17 protein-coding genes are annotated in these 21883 nt (G+C 50.0%); 14 read left to right on the top strand and 3 right to left on the bottom strand.

Annotation, left to right across the window (positions count from 1 at the left end; translation table 11 throughout):
* Positions 1-8 precede the first annotated feature (8 nt).
* Genes MYS68_RS11485 through MYS68_RS11470 form a run of 4 tightly spaced genes read left to right on the top strand, consistent with a single transcriptional unit; the run spans position 9 to position 3398 of the window.
* On the top strand, positions 9-998 hold the full coding sequence (locus MYS68_RS11485) for an ABC transporter permease (protein WP_248925974.1): 990 nt from the start codon (positions 9-11) through the stop codon (positions 996-998).
* A complete protein-coding gene (locus MYS68_RS11480; RefSeq protein WP_248925973.1) occupies positions 995-1840 on the top strand; it encodes an ABC transporter permease in 846 nt (281 codons plus the stop codon). The genes MYS68_RS11485 and MYS68_RS11480 overlap by 4 nt, the downstream gene beginning before the upstream one ends.
* Before the next feature lie 33 nt (positions 1841-1873).
* A complete protein-coding gene (locus MYS68_RS11475) occupies positions 1874-2797 on the top strand; it encodes an ABC transporter ATP-binding protein (RefSeq protein ID WP_248925972.1) in 924 nt (307 codons plus the stop codon).
* On the top strand, positions 2787-3398 hold the full coding sequence (locus tag MYS68_RS11470; protein WP_248925971.1) for an ABC transporter ATP-binding protein: 612 nt from the start codon (positions 2787-2789) through the stop codon (positions 3396-3398). The genes MYS68_RS11475 and MYS68_RS11470 overlap by 11 nt, the downstream gene beginning before the upstream one ends.
* Before the next feature lie 78 nt (positions 3399-3476).
* Here MYS68_RS11470 and MYS68_RS11465 read toward each other — a convergent pair whose 3' ends face one another.
* The 3 genes from MYS68_RS11465 to MYS68_RS11455 all read right to left on the bottom strand — a co-directional run bounded on the left by MYS68_RS11465 (position 3477) and on the right by MYS68_RS11455 (position 7879).
* Entirely contained in the window at positions 3477-4952 is a 1476-nt protein-coding gene (locus MYS68_RS11465) for an HD-GYP domain-containing protein (protein ID WP_248925970.1), read from the bottom strand.
* Between the two features lie 185 nt (positions 4953-5137).
* On the bottom strand, positions 5138-6046 hold the full coding sequence (locus MYS68_RS11460) for a hypothetical protein (protein ID WP_248925969.1): 909 nt from the start codon (positions 6044-6046) through the stop codon (positions 5138-5140).
* Between the two features lie 18 nt (positions 6047-6064).
* Complete coding sequence (locus MYS68_RS11455) at positions 6065-7879, bottom strand: zinc dependent phospholipase C family protein (protein ID WP_248925968.1); 1815 nt, start codon at positions 7877-7879, stop codon at positions 6065-6067.
* A gap of 290 nt (positions 7880-8169) precedes the next feature.
* On the opposite strand from MYS68_RS11455, the gene MYS68_RS11450 reads away from it, so the two are divergent.
* The 10 genes from MYS68_RS11450 to MYS68_RS11405 all read left to right on the top strand — a co-directional run bounded on the left by MYS68_RS11450 (position 8170) and on the right by MYS68_RS11405 (position 21654).
* Positions 8170-8550 carry a hypothetical protein gene (locus MYS68_RS11450; RefSeq protein WP_248925967.1) on the top strand — a complete coding sequence of 127 codons (381 nt, stop codon included), beginning with the start codon at positions 8170-8172 and terminating at the stop codon, positions 8548-8550.
* Positions 8551-8831: 281 nt separating this feature from the next.
* Positions 8832-10439 carry an extracellular solute-binding protein gene (locus tag MYS68_RS11445; RefSeq protein ID WP_248925966.1) on the top strand — a complete coding sequence of 536 codons (1608 nt, stop codon included), beginning with the start codon at positions 8832-8834 and terminating at the stop codon, positions 10437-10439.
* A gap of 141 nt (positions 10440-10580) precedes the next feature.
* Positions 10581-11423 carry an ABC transporter permease gene (locus MYS68_RS11440; RefSeq protein WP_275983459.1) on the top strand — a complete coding sequence of 281 codons (843 nt, stop codon included), beginning with the start codon at positions 10581-10583 and terminating at the stop codon, positions 11421-11423.
* A 24-nt stretch (positions 11424-11447) separates the two neighbouring features.
* Entirely contained in the window at positions 11448-12332 is an 885-nt protein-coding gene (locus MYS68_RS11435; RefSeq protein ID WP_420852213.1) for a carbohydrate ABC transporter permease, read from the top strand.
* Positions 12333-12357: 25 nt separating this feature from the next.
* Positions 12358-13779 (top strand): sulfatase family protein, encoded by a 1422-nt coding sequence (locus tag MYS68_RS11430; protein WP_248925963.1) that lies wholly within the window; start codon positions 12358-12360, stop codon positions 13777-13779.
* Between the two features lie 40 nt (positions 13780-13819).
* Complete coding sequence (locus tag MYS68_RS11425; RefSeq protein ID WP_248925962.1) at positions 13820-15835, top strand: alpha-L-arabinofuranosidase C-terminal domain-containing protein; 2016 nt, start codon at positions 13820-13822, stop codon at positions 15833-15835.
* Between the two features lie 76 nt (positions 15836-15911).
* Positions 15912-17348: a family 43 glycosylhydrolase gene (locus tag MYS68_RS11420; RefSeq protein WP_248925961.1), complete on the top strand. Its 1437-nt coding sequence runs from the start codon at positions 15912-15914 to the stop codon at positions 17346-17348.
* 130 nt (positions 17349-17478) lie between these two features.
* Positions 17479-18231 carry an SDR family NAD(P)-dependent oxidoreductase gene (locus MYS68_RS11415; protein ID WP_248925960.1) on the top strand — a complete coding sequence of 251 codons (753 nt, stop codon included), beginning with the start codon at positions 17479-17481 and terminating at the stop codon, positions 18229-18231.
* A gap of 131 nt (positions 18232-18362) precedes the next feature.
* Positions 18363-20084: a cache domain-containing sensor histidine kinase gene (locus MYS68_RS11410; protein WP_248925959.1), complete on the top strand. Its 1722-nt coding sequence runs from the start codon at positions 18363-18365 to the stop codon at positions 20082-20084.
* A complete protein-coding gene (locus tag MYS68_RS11405) occupies positions 20038-21654 on the top strand; it encodes a response regulator transcription factor (protein WP_248925958.1) in 1617 nt (538 codons plus the stop codon). Before MYS68_RS11410 ends, MYS68_RS11405 begins: the two co-directional genes overlap by 47 nt.
* Positions 21655-21883: the final 229 nt, after the last annotated feature.

Raw genomic sequence — 21883 nt, 5'->3', positions numbered from 1 at the left:
AAGCGTCCATGGCGAAGCGACTTATTCGGTATACCGCAAATAAATTGATACGGCTGCTTACCTTGTTATTTGCCGTTAGCTTGGTTTCGTTCATACTGGTCAGCAACGCACCGATCGACCCCGTTCAAGCTTATATAGGGGCAGATTTGATGAAAGTGAGCCCGGAGCAGAGGCAGCAGATTACTGAATATTGGGGGCTGGACAAACCGGTCGGAGAAAGATTCGTTCACTGGGTCTCGGCAGCCATTCACGGGAATTTGGGAACTTCCATGATTTACCGCGAACCGGTCGATGAGGTCATAAAGGAGCGGTTTTTCAGCTCCATCGCTCTGATGAGCTCTGCGTGGTTATTATCGGGGATCGTCGGTTTTACTGCAGGGGTTGTCGCCGCTGCGCATCGGGACAGATGGGTGGATCGCTTGGTCAAATGGTATTGTTATACCGTTGCGGCATCGCCCACTTTTTGGGTTGGCCTGCTGCTGCTTATGGTTTTTGCCGTATGGCTTGACTGGTTCCCGGTGGCGCTGGGAGTACCGGCCGGCGTCATATCCGAACAAGTGACTTGGGGTGAACGGATACACCACATGATTTTACCGGCATTGACTTTAAGTGTGGTCGGCATCGCCCCGATCGCGCTGCATACACGCCAGAAATTGGTCGATGTGCTGGCAAGCGACTATGTTTTGTTTGCCCGGGCCAGGGGAGAGCGCGGGACCAGGCTCATTTGGCGGCACGGTCTCCGCAACATCGCTTTGCCTGCCGTTACGCTGCAATTTACCGCATTTGGCGAACTGTTTGGCGGAGCCGTGTTAACGGAACAAGTATTCTCATACCCCGGTTTGGGACAAGCGACGATCGAGGCCGGACTGCGCGGCGATGTACCATTGCTTCTCGGCACTGTCTTGTTCAGTGCGTTGTTTGTGTTTGCCGGAAACTTTCTTGCCGATCTGGTGTACCGCTGGGTAGATCCGCGCCTTCGAAGGGGGAGGTCCATATGAGATTCGCACATGTATCCGACTCTCTTTTCAATCGCAGGGTCAAAACGTTATGGATGACTTCGGCCGCGGCATTATTGGTGACAGGAACCGTGGCCGGGGGGTACTTTCTAAGTCCCGATCTGTTGTCTACCGAGTTGGAGGGGCGGAACTTGGCTCCATCTTTCGAACATCTATTCGGCACCGATTGGCTTGGAAGAGATATGTTCGCCCGTACCGTTAAAGGTCTTGCGTTAAGCATCGGCGTGGGCATGACAGCGGCGGCATCCAGCGTGATCATCGCTTCCACCCTCGGTCTTATGGCGGCCACCTTGGGACAAACAACGGACCGGATCATCTCGTGGATGATCGATTTATTTCTAAGCGTGCCGCATCTGGTTTCCCTCATCTTGATAGCTTTTGTATGCGGAGGCGGGTTAAAAGGGGTGATAGTCGGCGTCGCCTTTACCCATTGGCCTAGTCTGGCCCGGGTCATCCGGGCCGAGGTCCTTTCGCTTAAATCCGCCGACTACGTTCAAGTATCCAGACGACTCGGGCATTCGGGATGGTATATCGCCACCAAACATATGCTTCCTCATCTTGTCCCGCAACTGCTGGTCGGCTTGCTGCTGCTGTTTCCCCATGCCATACTGCACGAAGCGTCGATAACGTTTTTAGGTCTTGGGTTATCGCCTCACCAACCGGCCATCGGCATCATTTTATCCGAGTCGATGCGCTATTTATCGACCGGCATGTGGTGGTTGGCTTTCTTTCCGGGAATCAGCCTGCTGATCGTCGTGCGGTGCTTCGATATTGTAGGAGACAACCTGAGGTTAATGCTCAGTCCTCATCACACACATGAATAATGCTGTCAGCCGGTTGAAAGGGGAATTGTGGTTATGCCGCTGCTTGAAGTACGTGATTTGTCGGTGGTTTTTACACAATATGACAAGGGGCTGAGGCAAAAAAAGGTTCAAATCATTCAAGGACTCGATTTGTCCGTTGATCAAGGAGAGCTGGTAGCGGTAATCGGATCGAGTGGTTCGGGAAAAAGTTTGCTCGCGCATGCCATCCTCGGTATTCTTCCGCCAAATGCGGCAATAACGGGTGAAATCAGATACGACGGTGAACTTCTCACCGAAGAGCGCCGGCTCATGCTGAGGGGAAAGGAGATAGCGTTTATCCCCCAGTCAGTTACTTATTTAGACCCGCTGATGAAGGTCGGGGCTCAGGTCAGAGCTTCCGTTCGCGGTTCCGATGCGATCCGCGAGCAGCGCAAACAGTTTGAACGATACCGGCTTGCGCCGGAAGTCGAACATTATTATCCATACCAGTTGTCCGGCGGAATGGCTCGGCGGGTACTTGTGTCAACAGCAGCGGTAGGCGAGGCGAAATTGATCGTCGCCGACGAACCTACCCCCGGGCTGAATTCCGAAATATTAAACGAAGCTTTGAAGCAGCTGCGGGAGATGGCGGATAAAGGCTGTGCCGTGCTGCTCATCACCCACGATATAGATTCAGTACTGCCGGTATGCGATAAAGTCGCGGTATTTTACGCGGGAACGACGCTGGAGATCGCGCCTTCGGCAGATTTTAAGGATGACGGAAACTCTCTTCGGCATCCCTATACGAAAGCGCTATGGAGGGCATTGCCCGAAAACGATTTTGCTCCTATTGCCGGCTCTGCGCCGCAGCCATCCTCACTGCCCGGCGGATGTCTATTCGCGCCGCGCTGTGGTCAGGTGACGCCCGAATGCCTGATGGATCGGCCTGAAATGCGCGAGGTACGGGGCGGGATGGCGAGGTGCATTCATGCATCTTGAAGGAAAAAGTTTAGGTTATCGATATGATGAGAACAACCCGTGGCTGTTTAAGGGATTCGACATTTCTTTGCAGCCGGGTGAGGTTGTCGGGCTAACGGGTCCGAGCGGGTGTGGGAAAACAACATTGGCACGCGTCCTTGCCGGGTACGAAGTGCCTAATGAGGGGCAAGTGACCTTAGGGGATCTACCGGTCCCCAAGCACGGGTACCACCCGGTCCAGCTTGTGCTGCAGCATCCGGAGAAAGCGGTTAATCCCCGGTGGCGGGCAAAGCGCATTCTCGAAGAGTCGGGCCCGCTTGATGCCTCCATGTTAGAAGCTCTGTCGATCGAGCGGACATGGCTGACACGCTGGCCCGGCGAGTTGTCGGGAGGAGAATTGCAGCGCATTTGTGTAGCCAGAGCATTAGGACCGGGCACAAGGTTTATAATCGCAGACGAGATGACGACGATGCTGGACGCGATCACCCAGGCACAGCTTTGGCAGGCGGTTTTGGACATTTCCAGGAAGAGGAATATCGGGATATTGGTCATTAGCCATGAAATGAAGTTGATTCAGCGGCTGTGCAGTCGCATCATTCACTGGCCTTCCAGCAGCATATAGACCTCAGTCAAAGTCAACTTCAAGACTTTGACTGAGGTCTATTGGGATAGGAAGGCTCTCTATAAAAGAGCACAATTTTCAATCGGATATGCGCGCTGCTGCTGCACCCTGAGCTCTCAACACTCTTTCATAGGAATGTTCCATGGCCTGCGGATCAACCAATTCACCTTTATCGCATAGTTGTACGAAGGCGGAGACGCATTCGGGGTCGAAGTGGGTGCCGCTGCCCTCGACAATCACTTGCAGAGCGCGTTCTTGCGGCCAGGGTTCGCGATACGATCTTCGCGAGGTCAGCGCATCGTATACGTCCGCAATGGCGAGGATTCTTGCGAGCAGTGGAATCTCTGCGCCTTTCAGCTTGTCCGGGTACCCCGTCCCATCCCATTTTTCGTGATGGTGCCGGATGGCGGACAACTCTTCGGTCATGAAGCCGATATATTTGCACATTTCGTAACCTGTCACAGGATGCTGCTCGATCACGATTCTCTCGTCAGAAGTCAACTTTCCCGGTTTATTCAGGATCTCGCCAGGAACCTGTATTTTCCCGACATCGTGAATGAGACCGCCCCGGGCCAGCGCTCGCAGCAGTTCGGAATCCAGATTCATGGCCTGGGCCAGCTGCAATCCATACATGGCTACACGGTAATTATGACCCGCCGTATAAGCATCTTTCGTTTCCGTGGCGACAATCAGATTTTGCATGCTGCCGGAAATGCTGATGCGAAGTTGATCCAAAGCTTGATACCTTTTCACCTGATGTAATGTATGAGTTATAGATACGTTCGACCGATACTGGGCTATAATACCATACAACAGCAACAGGGCGGACACCGCAAGGATTGCATGATACAGCCACCAGGCCAATGTCCACATCATGGTTGTGATCATGACCACCTCTGTGATGGATAGCAAAACGGAACCAAATACGATAGCCGCATGCAAAGGAAATTTGACTATCCGAAATTGCTGAAAATATTTCTTGGCGGCCCAAAGATACAGGAAAACGGTGAGAAACGCCATCAAATAATTCAATGGCTCCAAATCGATGGGAATAAAATCGGACATGCCGGGATAAGCAAGAGCCGCGATATTCATCAAGACGATCATGGCGACCCAACCGACGACAACACTCCTCCGATGCTTCGATACATAGCGGATAAAGGAGTGGTCAGACGGAAAGGTCGACAGGAAAATCCATACCGCACACGTTGTCATTGCAACTTGTGAAGCGACACCTGCCAAGTGGTGTTGGTCAGGAATAATGAATCCAGGTGTCGAAAGTCCATGAATGAGAAAAAATCCGTTCAGGGATAAGATTGCTAATGCCAGCATGAGCACATTCATATCCCGAAGTCGAATTCCCGTCCAGCCAACGGCAACGGCACTGATGGCCAGCGCAAAGAGTGTCGGAGTAATGACGTAAAAGTGAAAGCGGGGGAGATCCCACATGGTACTGTGTCCAGGAAACGTTATTAGATACGCATACCCCAGAAGAAGAACAACAGTTGTTACATACATGGTTTTGACTAAATAGCTCGCTGAACGTAGCATCATCAACCCAACTTTCCATTATAAGGTAACATTCTACTAATATGTTCAAGATTCGACAAAGACGGTACTGAATCCTGCTGCAAACCCAAAAATGATATGGCAAAAGCAAGAGGCTGTCGCCTCGAGCAGATCACCTGCTTCTGGGACAGCCCCGCTGCATAAAACGGATATAGTTGAGAAGGAAGTTACTACGCCTGGATTACCCACCAAATACCGCCGATCACCTTTCTTTGAAGCAAATCCCATTGCGATACTTCCAGCAGATGAAGCTCACCGGGAACCGCATTCGGGTTCACCGATATATTGACTGAAGCTTGTGCAGTTTCCTGTGGATTTAATGAAACGGTTGCCGTGCCGGAGCCAAGTAGGGAACCGGTTATCGGCGTTGTTGTAGGGAGGGGCTGTTGTCGCCCGGGCTGAAGTCGAACGGTCACCTCGCCAAGCGGTACAGAAGCGAATTTGACCAATCCACAGCCAATTGCTCTCTGAACAGGCACATCGTTCGCGGCAACTTTTTTCCAATTAGCGGAAATGGAGAAACGGCCGCTTTCTTTACCGGGGTTTGCGATGGTGAACATAAAGCTTTTTGAGCTTTCGCCGTTCAGCTTCACAATATTGATGTTGCGTTGGGCAACGTGGCGATCTCCGTAAACGTCGAATACCGAACCGTCGAGGAATGTATCCGGAGGCACCGGCAAACATACTCTTGCAATCAGACAGCGGTGCCCGGCTTCCGATTCCTGCGGTATCCAGCTCAGTTGTACGGATTCCCGTCCATAGCCTGGAACCGTAATAAAGGCCGAGCCTATTAACGTTGCGGTTGCCGGTGTGATCACCGTGGAAGGATTGCACACGAATACTTCGACATAGGCGTCCGTTGCCGTTATGCCGCCCAGATTGTTTACATAAACTTCAACTTTTTGCTCGATTCCCGCGTTTGCTTCTCCATTGCGTGTGCCATCCGGGTGCAGTATGGCGATATCGGGACTTATCCAACCGGGAAGCCCGGCAGGAAGCGGCTCCATTCCGGTATCGGAAGGATTCGTACGAATAAATAAATAGGTTCGGCCATCAAAACCGTCTTTGGTAACAGCCATTAGCTCTCTCTCCTTCCATTATTCCACATACTTAACGTGAACGGGATTATTGGTTTCAATATTTTCAGGACTTAGAGCCCTCCATGTTTTCCAGGCGTAACCCCGGTCTCCGTCCAAATTGAAATTAGGAAGGTTTTGCATGCGGTCCTTAATTAGCCGTGCGGAGAATTCGACGGCATTGCCGAATTGCCCGCCGGACCAAGAGTGTTCATCGACAAAATGCGTCGCTTGCTGGTTATTTCCATAGGGCTCCGTACAGGTATACAGCATTTCTATGGATGCATCATACGGGAAATTTCCTGTAATAAATACTTCCGGAAATTTACCGAAAAACACTTGTGGTGCAGGTTCCGCATAAGGCTGCTCAGGCATGGTATGAGGGTAAACCAAATGATGCTCCGGAGTCAGCCAGCCGTGGGATTCTTGCTTTAACGGATAATCTCCATAACTCGAACGTTTGCCTCCGATAAGATAGACATATCGCGTGTTGAGAAACGCTCTGCCATAGGGCTGCTTATTCAAATCGTTCGGTTCCGGGAATAGATATCCGGCCAATACGAGCATGAACCGGAACTGCTCATAAAATTCATACATTGCTTTTTGGATGAGATAGAGGAAATATTTCAGTGTTTCGATGGCAACGGCGATTGGCAAGGTTAGAATATCGTTCAGGTGTGTAAGAATAAATTCCACCGTTTTCGCGATAACTTCCGCCAAATATTCCAGAAAAGCGAGAATGGCAGCGAAAATGCCGGCAATGTTGAAGCCGCCCCCAACACTTCCCGGAGGCGAAGGAAGGCTGCTTGCGTACTCGTTAAGCAGGTCGGTAATCAATGAATAGGGAGGCGGTACAGGGATCGGTTTACTCACACTGCCGATCTGGGTGCTGCGTTCGAACCATTTCAGCCACAAGCGGTATGTGCTGTCTAAATCTTCGGATCCAAGAAATGGGGGATGCTCCATGTTTCCGTAAGTTTCCTGCATCGCTTTCTTTAACAATTGGGCCAGCTTGTCGGGCAGTTTCTTCCCTTCAAATTCCACCAGCCGGGAATAGTAGCTGCCGGAAATCGCATTCGCGACATACTTATCTTCTGCCGGATCCAGCTTCAGACTTGTTTTGGTTGTACCGCTGTCCGGATACATATTTCTGGCATAGGCGTCTATCCAGTTTTCAACCAGTTTATGCCGATGCCAATGCATACGGTACGGGCCGCCTACGATGGCATTCACAAACGGATGACCGACGACATCGGTGCCAATGTGGCTCGCATACCCGATGACATAACGCTGCAGATCCTCGTCTCCTTGAGCCAGCTCCCACATTTTACTGCAGAATTGACCCGTCCTCCGATAATGCAAAAAGTCAAACCAATACCAGTCTTTTTCCTGCGCCCCTTGCTGAATTTTTGGATAAAAACCGTAAAATGCGTCTACATTGGAACCGACTGTTGCAGCGACTGCCATGAGGGCCGTCTGCGTAATGGTGTCTGCAGTTTCTCCAAGCTGCTTAAACAATCCCCGGAATATGGTGTCGTCCACCCAGCTTTCCGCCTCATCGATCGCATCCGCTACGGGTCCTATGGTCTCCTCGAAAAAGTCAATGATCGGTTCAATGGCGTCATACACTTTAAATACCGAATTCACAAAGCCGCTGAGCGCATCTCCGTATTCTTTAGCGGAAAAAAACAGAAAGTCCGGCCCAATGCTGCCAAAAGCCGCATAGGGACTTGCGGGGTCGTTACCCAACAACTTTGAGAACACCGTATCCCCTTGAGAGACCAGTGTCTGTTTTAAACGCTGTTGAACGATCAAATGAACGATGGATCCTGGCATTGTAACCCTCCTAGTCGCATTTGCCGCAAAGAAATTACTTTTCTTTACAGCCAAAATTGAATATATGAACCAAAGTGCATTTTATGACCAGTACTGGTTGAAAAAGGGAATTAATAAGTTTTAATGGAGCTAATTACAGGAAGTAACTAATAAAAGCAAAAAGGCGCAAATAACCTATATTTTGACATATTCAAATGTGATACCATAAAATTGCGTTTATATGATCGGGGAAAGGAGCAGAAACATTCGAGATTTTTTCAAAAAAATATAAATTTAAGAAGGGATGATGTATGATGAAAAAGCGCTGGCTTACTTCCTTGACAATTGCGGCTTCCATTTTTATGGCCGCATTGCCCGTTCATGCGAAAGGCTTCGATATCATTTTTATGGATCATAATAACGATTCACAACCCGTTTATTCGCAGCTGATTCCCGGCGACGAAGTTCGTGAGCTTTACGTGGAGGGCTATTCTTCGGCAGATACGATCAACTGGTACATATTGGATGAAAACGGAAACACGCTTGATTTCGGTTATGTGGGCGGTACATTTAATCCCAATAAATACGATTATTTGGAATATAAATATTTTTCAGGAGTTCAAGCCATTCAAGTCATGCTGGAGTGCAGCGGTGGCTCTTGTGAAGGCAGTGCATCTATTACGGTTCGATAATCCCGAGCTTTTTTACGTAAAATAATGTACCCATGAGTAATGAGAAATATTTTTACAGATTAATAGACCGGAATTCCTTGATATGCAAGGAGTCCCGGTCTTTTACTTTTTAATACGGAGCAGAAACAATCGTTTCGACGCAGAAAGCTTAAAAATATGTGTTAATTCCCCTTATGAAAGCGATAACAAAAACATGGAGTCTTTTAAAAAATATTGGAGTCCGTGATATTCCAGGCGAATGTTACAATAAAAGCACTTACAAAAAAAGGGAGGTTCACGAAATGAGCTTTCGAAAATTTGGTTCCGTATCGATAGGCACTATGCTGGCAATGGGCGTATTGACCGCTTGCAGCGGCGGGAACGAGGATGCTGCGGTTCCAGCGCCTTCGCCGAAGGGAGGGACGCCGGCCTCGGACCAAAACCAGCCAAGCACCGCTGTTTCCTTCCCGCTGAAGGATCCCATTACGATCAAGATGTTTGCCCAGCGTTCGGCGGCGAACGGTCCGTACAAGGATATGCTTGTGTTCAAGGAATACGAGAAAATGACCAATATTAAAATCGAATGGCAGGATGTCCCAAACGAGTCGTTCGCGGAAAAGAAAAATCTCGTGTTTGCTTCCAACGAGCTTCCGGATGCTTTTTACAAGGCGGGTATAGATCCGTCGGAATCGGTGAAATACGGCTCGAGCGGAATTCTGATTCCGCTTGAAGGGTTGATCGCCAAGCATGCCCCGAACATCAATAAATTGATGACGCAATACCCCGAGATCAAAAGCTCGATTACCGCTCCGGACGGACATATTTACTCGCTGCCGGCCATCATTACGCTGAAAGCGGCGTTAACGCAGAAAAACTGGATCAATCAAGCCTGGCTGAAAAAATTGAATCTGAAAGCACCGCAAACGACGGACGAATTGCTCACCGTCCTGCGGGTTTTTCGCGACAATGATCCGAACGGCAACGGGCAGAAGGACGAAATCCCGATGCTGGAAAGCGATTTGGCCGCATTGATCGGAAATTTTAGCGGATCGTTCGGTTTGGTCAGTCAAATGGGATATAACCTCAATATAGAGAATGGCAAAGTTCGTGCCTGGTTCACGGACCCCAAGTACAAAGAAGAATTGATGTTCCTGAATCAGATATATAAGGAAAAGCTGATCGATCCGAACACGTTGACTCAGACCTACGCGCAATTCCTCGGCAAGATCGCTTCGGGCAATGTCGGTTATTTCCATAACCAAGCGAATGATCCGTTTGCCAAATTCAAGGACGATTTTGTGGGAATTTCTCCATTAAAGGGGCCGCACGGCGATCAGCTCCAGAGTGCAAGCCCGATAGCGCGCGACTTCGGAGTGTTTGCGATCACATCGAAAAACAAGCATCCGGAAGAGACGATGAAGTGGATCGATTATTTTTATGGGGATAAGGGCTCGATCTTTTTCAGATACGGTATCGAAGGACAAACATTTGCTTATAAGCAGGACGGCAAACCGGAATATACGGACCAAATTCTCGGTGATCCGCGCGGCTCCGGCATTGCGATCGGACAGTTCACCGCATGGCCGGGCGGGGGCTCGCCCCAGTGGGTCAACGAGATCAATTCGTCCGCGATTAATCGGCCCGCCGTAGAAGAGGCGGAGAAGCAAATCGACCCTTATTTGCCGAAGCAAATTTACGGAGCGCCCCTTCTTGATGAAGCGACCTCCAAGAAGCTGGATACGCTGCGGCAGGATATCGATTCCTATGTGAACACGAATAGCGCCAAATTTATTACCGGAGCGTTAAGTTTCGACAAGTGGGATGAATTTGTCGCAACGCTGAAGAAGATGAACCTGGATCAAGTAGAGAAAATATATCAAGACGCGCTTGACCGAAACAATAAGAAGTAAGCGCGGGTCGGGTGCGGCTGAGGCACACCCGATCGTAAAATTCCAGGAAAGGGGCCGTAGAGCGTGGCTTCCGTCCCGCATAGGAAATATCTCAAGCGAATTGTCGTTCGTTATGACCTGTATCTGATGTTGTTGCTCCCTATGGCATGGTATATTCTTTTTCAATATGTTCCAATGTACGGAGTCCAAATCGCTTTTAAAGACTTTAATCCGGCCCGAGGTATTTTACACAGCCAGTGGATCGGCTTGGACAATTTCACTCGTTTCTTTTCTTCTTATTATTTTCTCGATTTATTATGGAACACGGCTTCTATCAGTTTGTTATCTTTGCTGGTTGCCTTTCCGGTTCCGATTATTTTGGCCATCCTGATCCATGAAATTCAAAGTGATCGCTTTAAAAAAATCGTGCAGAATGTGACGTATATCCCGCATTTCATCTCACTTGTGGTCATCGTCGGAATGCTCCAGCTGTTCCTGGACCCGAAAACCGGCATAATAAACATCTTCATTCAATCGGCAGGGGGAAAAGCGATCCCCTTTCTGACCGAGGGCGCCTGGTTCAAGCCTCTGTTGATCGGTTCGAATATATGGCAAAACATGGGTTTTCAATCCATCATCTACGTTGCCGCTCTAAGCGGCGTCAACCCGCAGCTGTATGAAGCGGCCAAGATGGACGGCGCCTCGCGTATGCGGCGAATTTTGCACGTATCGATCCCGGGCATCCTGCCAACCATCATCATCCTGATGATTCTGGATGTGGGGCACTTTATGAATGTCGGCTTCGAAAAAATACTGCTGATGCAGAACAGCTTGAACATGACGTCAAGCGATGTGATCTCAACCTTCGTCTACCGGAATGGCATACAAAAGGGGGATTACGGCTATAGTTCAGCCATAGGCCTGTTCAATTCGCTTATCAATTTTACGCTGCTGCTGCTGGTTAACCGGTATGCGCGAAAGAAGGCAGAGACCAGCCTATGGTAACGAGAGGAGCAAAACGGCGTGAAAATCGCTTCTGCTGGCAAAATTCGGGATGAGCGCGGGTTCGATATCGTCATCTACGCGGTATCGACATTGGTTGTACTGATCATTTTATATCCGTTGATCTTTATCGTAAGCGCCTCGTTCAGCGATCCTGCCCTGGTGATGAACGGTTCGATGTGGCTGTGGCCAAAGGGGTTTACGTTTCAGGCTTACCATGAGATATTGCAGTACAAAGATGTTTGGAGCGGCTATCGCAATACGATCTTGTATACGCTTCTCGGTACATGCATCAATATGCTGCTGACGTGTCTGGCCGCATATCCATTGTCGAGGAAAGATCTGCCCGGAAGAAATGTTTTCATGTTTATCATCACCTTCACTATGTTTTTTAATGGAGGGCTGATTCCAACTTATTTGCTCGTAAAAAGTTTGCACATGGTCCATACCGTATGGGCCTTGGTGATCCCGAACGCCATCGCGACGTATCATTTAATCGTCATGCGCACGTATTTTCAAACCGGCATTCCCTGGGAGCTGCAGGAGGCTGCCACCATCGACGGCTGTTCCAACTCCGGTATGCTCCTCCGCATCATTCTTCCATTATCGAAGCCGATGATCGCGGTGATAGTCCTGTTTTATACGGTCGGTCACTGGAACGCTTTCTTTAACGCACTGATCTATCTAGACAAACAAGAAATGTATCCTTTACAGCTCATCCTTCGGCAAATTCTTATCATGAACCAGACCGGCTTTATGGGCGATTCCTTCGGAATGACGGAGAAGCTGCTGCTTGCCGAGAGCATGAAGTATGCTTTGATTATCGTCGCCAGTGTCCCCGTTCTGCTGATTTACCCGTTTGTTCAACGCCATTTTGTCCAAGGCGTTATGATCGGCTCAATTAAAGGATAAGCGGATAAGGAGCTGAGCTAATCTTATGAACCGCCCCCATATTGTTCTCATTACGGCTGATGAATTGCGAAAGGACAGCTTGAGCTGCTACGGGAACGAAGCGATCCGCACGCCGAATCTCGATGAATTGGCAGGCGAGTCGCTGATGTTCGACAGAGCGTATACGAGCAGCCCATGGTGTCTGCCTTCCCGCTGCGCCATCGTTACCGGACGGCTGCCCCACAACAATGGAGCTTACAGCAATTTCCGCGAATGCCGGTTGGACGAGGGCGTCCCGACGTTGTTCTCGGAATTGAAGCGGGGAGGTTACCGCACGTCCGTCTTTGGAAAGTGCCACTTCATTCCCGTGAACTACGGAGAGACGAGAAAGGACCGAACATTGCCGTATGAGGAGCACCGCCGGTATTACCGGAGTCTCGGCATGGACGATTTATATTTGCAGGACGGAAAGCTTGTTTCCGCATGGCATTATGACGATTACAGCGTGGAGTTGGAAGATCAGGGACTGTTGGAGGCTTATAGGGCTGCCGCATGGGATAAAGCGACGCAAAAGGTTTATCCGTCTCCGCTGCCTAAAGAATGGCATCCCGACAGCTGGGTAGGACGGAAAGCGGAGGAATACATTTCCTCGTACGATAAAGAAGATCCGCTATTTGCATGGGTTTCGTTTAGCGGGCCGCATTATCCGTTTGACGCGCCGGCCGAGTACTATGGACATGTGAATATGGACCTCGCCCGAAAGCGGGAAGTGAAGCAAGGCGAATTTGACGATGCCTCCCGAATCCATCATACGAGCTATCACGGTCCGGGACGCATCGACGGGTCTGCCGCTGCTCCGGATCGGGCTTGCAAAAACTACACCGACGAATATTGGAGAAGGCTGACGCGGAATTATTACGCCAATATTGTGCAGATCGACGAATGGATAGGGCGCATTCTGGCCGCCGTCAAAAAAAAGCTTGGGGACAATACACTCCTTATTTTTACCGCGGATCACGGGGAAATGTTGGGTCATCACGGGATATGGGGGAAGTACAACTGCGCATATGAGGATGTTTGGAACGTACCTCTGCTGGCCCGATATCCCGGCGAGAGCGCAGGAGTCCGCGTAAACGAAAAGGTGATGCTCACCGACATTATGCCGACCTGCTTAAAAGCTGCGCAGCTTCCGCCAGTGCCTTCCGACGGGTTCGATTTGAAAGACATCGTCGCGCAAGGCGGGCATCCTTACGTGTTTTGCGAAGGGGAGGGCTTTGCGGCCATCAGCGACGGAGAGATGAAATACGTTCAGGTAAACAAGCCGGACGAGCGCTTCGCCGAGCTGCTCGATCTGCGGCAGGACCCACATGAGTTTGATAACGTCATTGACGATCCGGCTCATGCGGCTCATCTGTGCAGACTGCAGCGCGAATTGACGGAATTATTCATGCGGAAGTTATTAGCATAAATATACTGCTACTTTCGAGACATTAGGAGGCCTGTTAAATATGAATTCAAAAGCAACCGTTCAAATTGATGCCGCATCCATCCTTCCGGGCAGGATTAACCCTTATATCTTCGGCCATTTTGTGGAGGATATCCGCGACCATATGGATGCGATGCTGGCATTCGTGCTTAAGGACATGGATTTCGAGGATGAAGCGGTGAACGGCGTCTCCTCCGGCTGGTATCCGATTACAAACGGGAAAAACACCCAATTCGCCTTGGAGCCTGCGGCTCCCCGGCATTCCGGCCACAGCCAGAAGATCCGGCTGTTCAGCGCCGACCAGTGTATGGCGGGCATCGGTCAACGCATTTCCGTAAAGGGGAATGTCGAATACAAGGTGCGGATGGTGGCTCGGGCGGCACTTGAGATCCGCCGGCTTCGCTGCGAAATCGCCATTCCGCATACGGACAATATACTCTGTTATGCCGATGTGGAGCTCACGAGCCATAATTGGCGGGAGTATTCGTTTGCATTCACACCCGCCGCTTCGGCGGAGCAGGCGGAATTTCGGCTGAGTTTTTCCTCGGAAGGGGCTTCATGGAAAGATTCCACGGCTTCCGGCATCGTTTGGCTCGATCATGTTTCCATGCTTCCGACCGATAGCGTCGGTATCGTCAAGAAGGAAGTCGTGGACATGACTCGCGCGCTGAATCCGGGCATGATGCGGATTGCAGGTAACTATATCAGCGCCTATCATTTCGAGCATGCGATCGGTCCGGATTTGGAGCGGCCGAATATGATCAACGAAGCATGGGGAGGCTGGACGAACAAATATTTCGGAACCGATGAATTTTTGGCGTTCTGCCGCGCTACGTCCACGGAGCCGCTCATTTGCGTCAATGCAGGTTCCGGTACGCCGGAGGAAGCCGTGCAATGGTTGGAATACTGCAACGGCAATGAGCATACGGCATTCGGCGCTTTACGGATCAAGAACGGCTACGAGCTTCCTTACGGTGTAAAATATTGGGAGATCGGCAATGAAATTTACGGCCCATGGCAGGTTGGCCACTGCTCGGCGGAACAATATGCGCACCGCTATCTAAGCTTTGCTAAAGCGATGAAGGCGACCGATCCCAACATTATCCTGATGGCCTGCGGAGAAGTGAACAGCGAATGGATCAAGACAGTGCTGGATATTGCCGGAGAATATATGGACTATTTGACCCTCCATATTTATCACGGCTTCCCCACGGTCGGGATTGATCCGAATACGCCGAAGAAAGAACGGTATGAGGCGATGGTCTCCTTCCCTGAAATCACGCGGCACATCGTAAACGAAGCGTCCGAACTGATCCGCAGCCATGACAAGCACCGGCATGTGAAGCTGGCCATTACGGAATACAACACCATGTATTATCCGAACACGATCCGCAAAGGTCTCCCGATGGAGCATACGCTCGAATCGGCGGTAGCCAATGCAGCCAATCTCAACGAGTATATTCGTCAGGCATCGATGATTGAAATCGGCAGCTATTCCGATCTGGTCAACGGCTGGCTGGGCGGCTGCATCCGCGTAGGCGATCATTATGCCGATCAATACCGCGGAAAGCTGCCGGGCTGGAGCGGGAAAAGCCTGACCGTATACGGCACGCCGACGTATCACGTCATGAAGCTTTACGCGAACCGCGACATTGCCCGCACGGTAGCGAGCAATGTAATTTGCGGCACGTTCAGCGTTACGGCCAAGAACAATCCATTTGGCGCAAAACTTGACGAACTGCCCGTATTGGATGTCGTAACCTGCCTGAGCGAGTCGGGAGATACTTTGACGCTGTTTGCGGTCAACCGGGGGCTTGAGCCCGTTCAGGCGGAGATATCCGTCGATGCCTTTAACATGAGTCCCGATGTGACGATGTGGGAAATGAGCGGGGACGATTACGAAGCGATCAACTCGGTGTTCACGCCGGATCAAATGATCTGCCGCGAAACAAAGCTGAGGTCCGGGGAAGGCCGTATGTCCTGCCGCCTGAACGCGCATTCCGTTTATGTATTGGAAATGAAACGCCAGGGCCTGTAAGCGTATCTTCGCGATGAACGGGCGAAGCGCCATATTAGATGGCGGTAACCGATCTATATATATGGAGGTTCAACAAATGTTGAAAAGAGTATCGTTGGTACTTATCGCTTTGTTATGCCTTGCAAGTTTCGGGCCGGTTCAAGATCCGTCCCAGGTGCAAGCAAGCATTCAGCCCACATTTACGAACCCGATCAAATATCACAGATCCGCAGATCCCGATGTGTTTAGGGCAAGTGACGGCAATTATTATTTGATTCAGACCGAAGGAAGAAAGCAAATTGTCTTAAGAAGGGCCAAGTCCATGGTTAACATCATGTATGGCGATCAAAAAACCGTGTACCGTTTCCCCAGCAACGAACATGATATCTGGGCGCCTGAAATCAGGCAATTTGACGGAGTATGGTATATCTACTACTCCTCTTTGCTGGGAAGCAACGGATCGGGCACGAGAAGAAACTATGTTTTGAAGAATACTTCCCCGGACCCCTTTACGGGAACATGGACATATGTCGGAAAGGTCACGGATTCCACGGATGAGTTTGCGCTGGACAGCAATGTATTTCAGGTGAACGGGCAATATTACATTACATGGTCGGGGTGGAACGGCTCCAATCACGATCAGCATATTTATATTGCTTCCATGAGCAACCCGTATACGATCAACTCTGCCCGCACACTGATCGCTGCGCCAACCCAGTCATGGGAAAGAGCTACCGGTGTGGGGGTGTGTGAAGGTCCCAGCGCGCTCGTTAAGAACGGCAATGTTTATATCAGCTACTCGGGAAGTCAGAATTCAGCATACTCCATGGGGCTGCTTACAGCCAGCGCAAGCGGCAATTTGCTGGACGCCTCTTCATGGACAAAGACGGGACCTGTTTTCCAAGCGGCAAACGGCATAACGGCTCCCGGTCATAACGGTTGGTTCAAGTCAACCGATGGAACGGAAGATTGGTTTATATTCCATGGAAACAATTCCTCCGGTATTCGCAGCCTCCGAATACAAAAAGTCATCTGGAACGGCAATACTCCCAATTTTGGGGTTCCCGAAGGTCCAAATACGATTTTGGCCATTCCGTCCGGGGATAACCCGACTGATCGTTATCAAGCAGAGGATGCGACGGTTTCCGGGGCAGTGAAAACGACGTTTACTGCCGAAAGCGACTTTAATGGTTTTTCGGGTACCGGCTATGTGAAATTTGTTAACAATTCCGGAGACTCCATCCAGTTTACCGTCACCGCTGCAGCTGCAGGGACTTACAACCTGTTGTTCCGGTACACCAACGATACATCCACATCCACAACTTTGAAGCTTACCGTGAACGGAGTGGCGGTCAACAATGCCCTGGGTTTTATCTCGACAGGAAACGGAACGGATAACTGGGGAGACCATTATTGGAATTATACCCGCTCCACGCAGACTGTCACATTAAATGCCGGAACCAATACCATCAAGCTCGAGACAAACGGAAATGGCGGCCCCTGGATTGACAGCCTCATCATAGCAAAACCGTAATCTTGTATTGTGTAACCCCTGGGCAAGCGTTTACAATAATGGCAGGTGCCCATCGTGACGGCGGTGGGCTCTTCTTCAAAGAGGCTCGGATAGACAAGGGATATCCTTTGAAGGCTGGGAGGCGGGAGAAATGGGAGAAGAACTGAAGGGGAGGGCGGCCGTGATTACGGGAGCAGGGCGCGGCATTGGCCGGGCTATCGCTTTGGCTTACGCAGAAGCGGGGGCCTCCGTCTGCTGTGTTGCCCGCACCCGGTCGGAAATCGACGAAACGGCCGCGATGATTGCGGCACGCGGCGGGCAAGCTTTGGCGATCGCCGCCGATGTCTGCGAGCTTTCCGCGATGGAAAGCGTGTTTGCCGCCGCCACTGAAGCTTTCGGCGGGCTGGACATTGTCGTTGTCAACGCGGGAGCGAATTTGACCGGAGATCCGGTGGAAGAGAGCGACCCGGCCGCTTGGGAGCGGACGGTGCAGGTCAATTTGATCGGTTCCTATTATACCGTCAAATCCGCCATCCCTCATTTAAAAGCGCGGGGCGCCGGCAAAATCATTACGATCGGCTCCGGCTTGGGATACAGAGGCAACGTAGGGGATTCGGCCTACTCATGCTCGAAAGCGGGCCTTTGGATGCTGACCCGGGTGCTCGCCCAGGAGCTGAAGCCCTTTAACATCAGCGTCAACGAGCTGATACCCGGACCTGTCGTCACCGAGATGAGCGGTATCGTCAATCGTCCTGACGAAGGAACGCCCAAGGGAAGGTTTGCCGCCATCGGAGAATGGATCAAAGAGCCGCAGGATGTGGCGCCGCTGGCGTTGTTCCTCGCTTCGCAGCCGGATATCGGACCGACGGCACAAAGCTTCAGCCTGATGAGGCGAGACCGGTAACGTCAATGAACAAACAAAATCTATTGAATATGCTGTTCAGATGCTTCAATTTCAAGAGGAGCATACAAGCCAAAATCTTTCTTGCCTTCAACGGGGTTGTGCTGTTTTCACTGACTATGATCGGTACTTTGATGTATCAGAATTTTATCGATAATTTGAAGCAGAATACCAAGGGGTACGTTCTTGACAGCCTCAGACATGCGGATAAAAATTTAAACGTCTTTTTTGAAGATGTCGACCACATCGGTTCGGTTATCGTTACGAATAAACCGAATGTCATTGATGAGTTGTTAAGCCCGAATTATGAAGTGAGCTATGATTGGTTTTTGGAGAGAAAGCGGACGGAGGATTTTTTACAGTCCCTGATCGCCTACAAATCCTTCATTAAACGAATTGCTGTCGTAGGGGAAAACGGAAAAATCGTCTATACCGGCACTCCCTACATGGATAAATCGCTGTTAAACCGGCCGCTTATCGATAAAATCATCAATGCTGACGGCCAGAAGGTGCTGATCAAGCAAACAGCCGGCGAGACAGGTCAGGCGGATACCATCACTTTTGGAAGATCGATTCGTTACAATCGGCAGGTGATTGGGGTAGTAATGATCGATATCGATTATAACGTAATCGAACATGCCTATGATATTAAAACATCGCAAGGCGGCTTCGTTTATGTAATCGATTCGAACGGTCAATTCATCTATAACTCGTCTTCCAGTTTTCCATACGATAATGTAAATGGGACTTTTTTAGAATCTATTTATCAAAAAGCGCTTACGTCAAGTTATCTCGAAGAAAAAATACTGCAGAAGGAATTAAACTTGATTGTCAGCTACAACTCGATCACCACCGGCTGGACTACGATTGCGACGATTCCCGAACATAATTTGATACAAGGCGTGGCAAAGCTCCGTAATCAAATTATTGAAGGTGTGCTCCTCATTTTTATTATTGTTCTGTTAGTCTCCATTGCGTTATCTTCTCAAATCACAAAAAACTTGAAAAGACTTCGCAACACGATGTTATGGGTGAAGAAAGGAAATTTATTGATACCTTCCAAAATTACCTCACAGGACGAAGTCGGCGAGCTGAAGGAAGTATTTGAAAGCATGATCCTGCAGCTGAAGCAATTAATCGAAGACAACAAGCTTCAAGAGAAGCAAAAACGGGATGCGGAGCTTGCAGCCCTGCAAGCGCAAATTCGTCCGCATTTTCTTTATAATACGCTTAATACGATCAAATACATGGCCAACATTCGCCAAGCGGACAATATTTCCGAGGTAACGGCGTCGTTGATCGATTTGCTGCGCGGCGTTCTCGGCAACACGAAGGAATTTGTAACGCTTCGCGAAGAATTGGACTATGTGCGCAGCTATATGACGATACAAACTTATAAATATATGAATGAGTTCTCGTATAGTATTCAGGCAGAGCCCGAAATTTTGAATTGCAAAATTTTAAAGTTTATTTTGCAGCCGATCGTCGAAAATGCGCTGCTGCACGGAATCGGTCACATGCAGCAGGGAGGTATCGTATCTGTCCGCGTGTTTAGGGAAGGCTCTCTGATGAAGCTGGAGGTTAGGGATAACGGGAAGGGAATGCACGAAGAGCAAATCGAAAAGCTGCTTCAGAAAAAGGGAGGGCCGGCGAAAAGCGGAAGCTTCAGCGGCATAGGCATTCATAACGTACATGAACGGATACGAATGGTGTACGGAGAATCGTATGGAATTGAAATTTTTAGCCAGCCCGATTTATTTACCGTCATGGAATTGACGCTGCCGCTTTCGAAAGGGGACGAGGACGACCATGTACAACGTGATGATCGTCGACGACGAGCTGCTGGTCAGGAATGATTTACGAACTTTGCTCGACTGGGAGAGAAACGGATTCGCCATATGCGGGGAAGCTGCAAATGGCCTGGCCGCGTTGGAACTTATCCGCGAGCGGCAGCCTCATATCATCATTTTGGATATTCATATGCCCGGGATGGACGGCGTTCAATTATGTAAAGAGATCGCGCGCTCGCACCCGGAGATCAAAATCATCGTGCTGAGCAGTCATGACAATTACGACTATGTCCGGGAAACGCTTAAGAACGGTGCTGTCGATTATTTGCTCAAGCATCGGATGAATGCTGACCGCCTCATCGAAGTGCTGCTGCGGGTAGCCGGCGCCATTACGGAAGAGGAGTTGATCAAGAGCGAAGAATCCCGCCGTACGGCCAGTTGGAATGTGATCCGGCTCTCAGCTATTCGGAACGATCTGCGCGACTTGCTAATGGGGATTGACGAGAACAGGGAGACGACACTCCTTCACCTCAGCCATTATTTTTCAAGCAATGTAGGTGCGAATCCTCGGCTTGTCGTTGCCGCACTGCAAGTTGCGAATTATATGCTGATAGAAGAAATGGAAACGGATCTTGGAAAAAATCGCCTGCTGCGATCGGTGACCGATTTATGCCAGCAAAGCATCGGCGAATTTACAGCCGGAATCGTTGCTCCTCTGGAGCAAGGGGCCTTTATTTTGCTTCTGGCCTTTCCGGAAAAAGTGCGCAGTGAGCATCAGATCCTCAGCACGCTGAAGACGGTAACCCAAAGAATCGAGCATTCCGTGCGATTAGCGACAAATTTGCGAATATTGCCGGGCTTCAGTTCGGTATTTTCGGATTTGCAAGCCATTGCCGCCTCCTATCAAAAAGCGCGCCTCCCTTTGGAGAAGGATGTAGGGATACGGGCTTACTTGGCGGGGCACCGGGCAACCTCGGACATGTCGGAGTGCGCGTTATCGATTCAACAGGAGAAGGAGCTGCTGGGGGCCGTCGAACAGTGCAATGAGGCTTACGTGGAACAGCTGCTGCGCAGCATATTTTCAGGCGTGCGGAACAATTCGTCGAGGGGGTTCGTCGTCCGCGAGCTTATAGGCTTGGCAGGAAAAATCGGTCGCAAATTAGGGGTAACGCAGCTGCAGATCGCGGAAACGTCACGGCAACTCCTGCTCGAACCGGCACTGCAATACGATTGGGAGGAAATGACGGAAAGGGTGGTCAAATTATTCGCCCTATTGCTGGGCCAATTAAAGGAGGATCATCGAGACGGTCATTATTCGGTGCACGTTCGAGCCGCGATCCGATATGCTTCCGATCATTATCAGCGGCCCGTATCTTTGGAAGAGGTGGCGGACCATGCAGGAATTACCGCATCGTATTTGAGCAGAATTTTTCGGGAGGAGACGGGCATCCCGTTCATCGAATATTTGAACGGGGTTCGGATCAAGAGATCGCTGCAAATGATGGAAGCCGGGAATCGAAGGGTCACAGAGATTTATCAAAAGGTCGGGTTTTCCAACTATAATTACTTTTTTAAAGTCTTTAAGCAAAGTACGGGGTTTACACCCAAACAATTTTTAAATCGAATCAGCAAGTAATCCGGATCACCATGGCCGATACACTTCATTTCGTTGATGTGCTGGCTGAACAAAACCTGGATTACATTCATATTTCCTGGGGGGAGATGAGCAGTCCTGACATTCAATATAACTGTCCAGGATCGTAAATCTTCGGATATGTCTCGCTGAAAGCAATAAGCCCTGCGGGTAAATGAACCCGAAGGGCTTTTGATTTTTTATCTGGGGAACCATGTACCGTCCGGACGCA

Origin of the sequence: Paenibacillus hamazuiensis (assembly GCF_023276405.1) — a bacterium.
In the GTDB taxonomy this organism is placed as follows: domain Bacteria; phylum Bacillota; class Bacilli; order Paenibacillales; family NBRC-103111; genus Paenibacillus_AF; species Paenibacillus_AF hamazuiensis.
This window is presented reverse-complemented; position numbering and strand designations above follow the sequence as displayed.

Bases quoted from the DNA above. Each gene is read 5' to 3' on its own strand.
- MYS68_RS11405 (WP_248925958.1), top strand. From the start codon at position 20,038: ATGTACAACGTGATGATCGTCGACGACGAGCTGCTGGTCAGGAATGAT.
- MYS68_RS11480 (WP_248925973.1), top strand. From the start codon at position 995: ATGAGATTCGCACATGTATCCGACTCTCTTTTCAATCGCAGGGTCAAA.
- MYS68_RS11440 (WP_275983459.1), top strand. From the start codon at position 10,581: ATGGCATGGTATATTCTTTTTCAATATGTTCCAATGTACGGAGTCCAA.
- MYS68_RS11460 (WP_248925969.1), bottom strand. From the start codon at position 6,046: ATGGCTGTTACCAAAGACGGTTTTGATGGCCGAACCTATTTATTTATT.
- MYS68_RS11445 (WP_248925966.1), top strand. From the start codon at position 8,832: ATGAGCTTTCGAAAATTTGGTTCCGTATCGATAGGCACTATGCTGGCA.
- MYS68_RS11415 (WP_248925960.1), top strand. From the start codon at position 17,479: ATGGGAGAAGAACTGAAGGGGAGGGCGGCCGTGATTACGGGAGCAGGG.
- MYS68_RS11465 (WP_248925970.1), bottom strand. From the start codon at position 4,952: ATGATGCTACGTTCAGCGAGCTATTTAGTCAAAACCATGTATGTAACA.
- MYS68_RS11455 (WP_248925968.1), bottom strand. From the start codon at position 7,879: ATGCCAGGATCCATCGTTCATTTGATCGTTCAACAGCGTTTAAAACAG.
- MYS68_RS11430 (WP_248925963.1), top strand. From the start codon at position 12,358: ATGAACCGCCCCCATATTGTTCTCATTACGGCTGATGAATTGCGAAAG.
- MYS68_RS11420 (WP_248925961.1), top strand. From the start codon at position 15,912: ATGTTGAAAAGAGTATCGTTGGTACTTATCGCTTTGTTATGCCTTGCA.
- MYS68_RS11425 (WP_248925962.1), top strand. From the start codon at position 13,820: ATGAATTCAAAAGCAACCGTTCAAATTGATGCCGCATCCATCCTTCCG.
- MYS68_RS11410 (WP_248925959.1), top strand. From the start codon at position 18,363: ATGTATCAGAATTTTATCGATAATTTGAAGCAGAATACCAAGGGGTAC.
- MYS68_RS11485 (WP_248925974.1), top strand. From the start codon at position 9: ATGGCGAAGCGACTTATTCGGTATACCGCAAATAAATTGATACGGCTG.
- MYS68_RS11470 (WP_248925971.1), top strand. From the start codon at position 2,787: ATGCATCTTGAAGGAAAAAGTTTAGGTTATCGATATGATGAGAACAAC.
- MYS68_RS11450 (WP_248925967.1), top strand. From the start codon at position 8,170: ATGATGAAAAAGCGCTGGCTTACTTCCTTGACAATTGCGGCTTCCATT.
- MYS68_RS11475 (WP_248925972.1), top strand. From the start codon at position 1,874: ATGCCGCTGCTTGAAGTACGTGATTTGTCGGTGGTTTTTACACAATAT.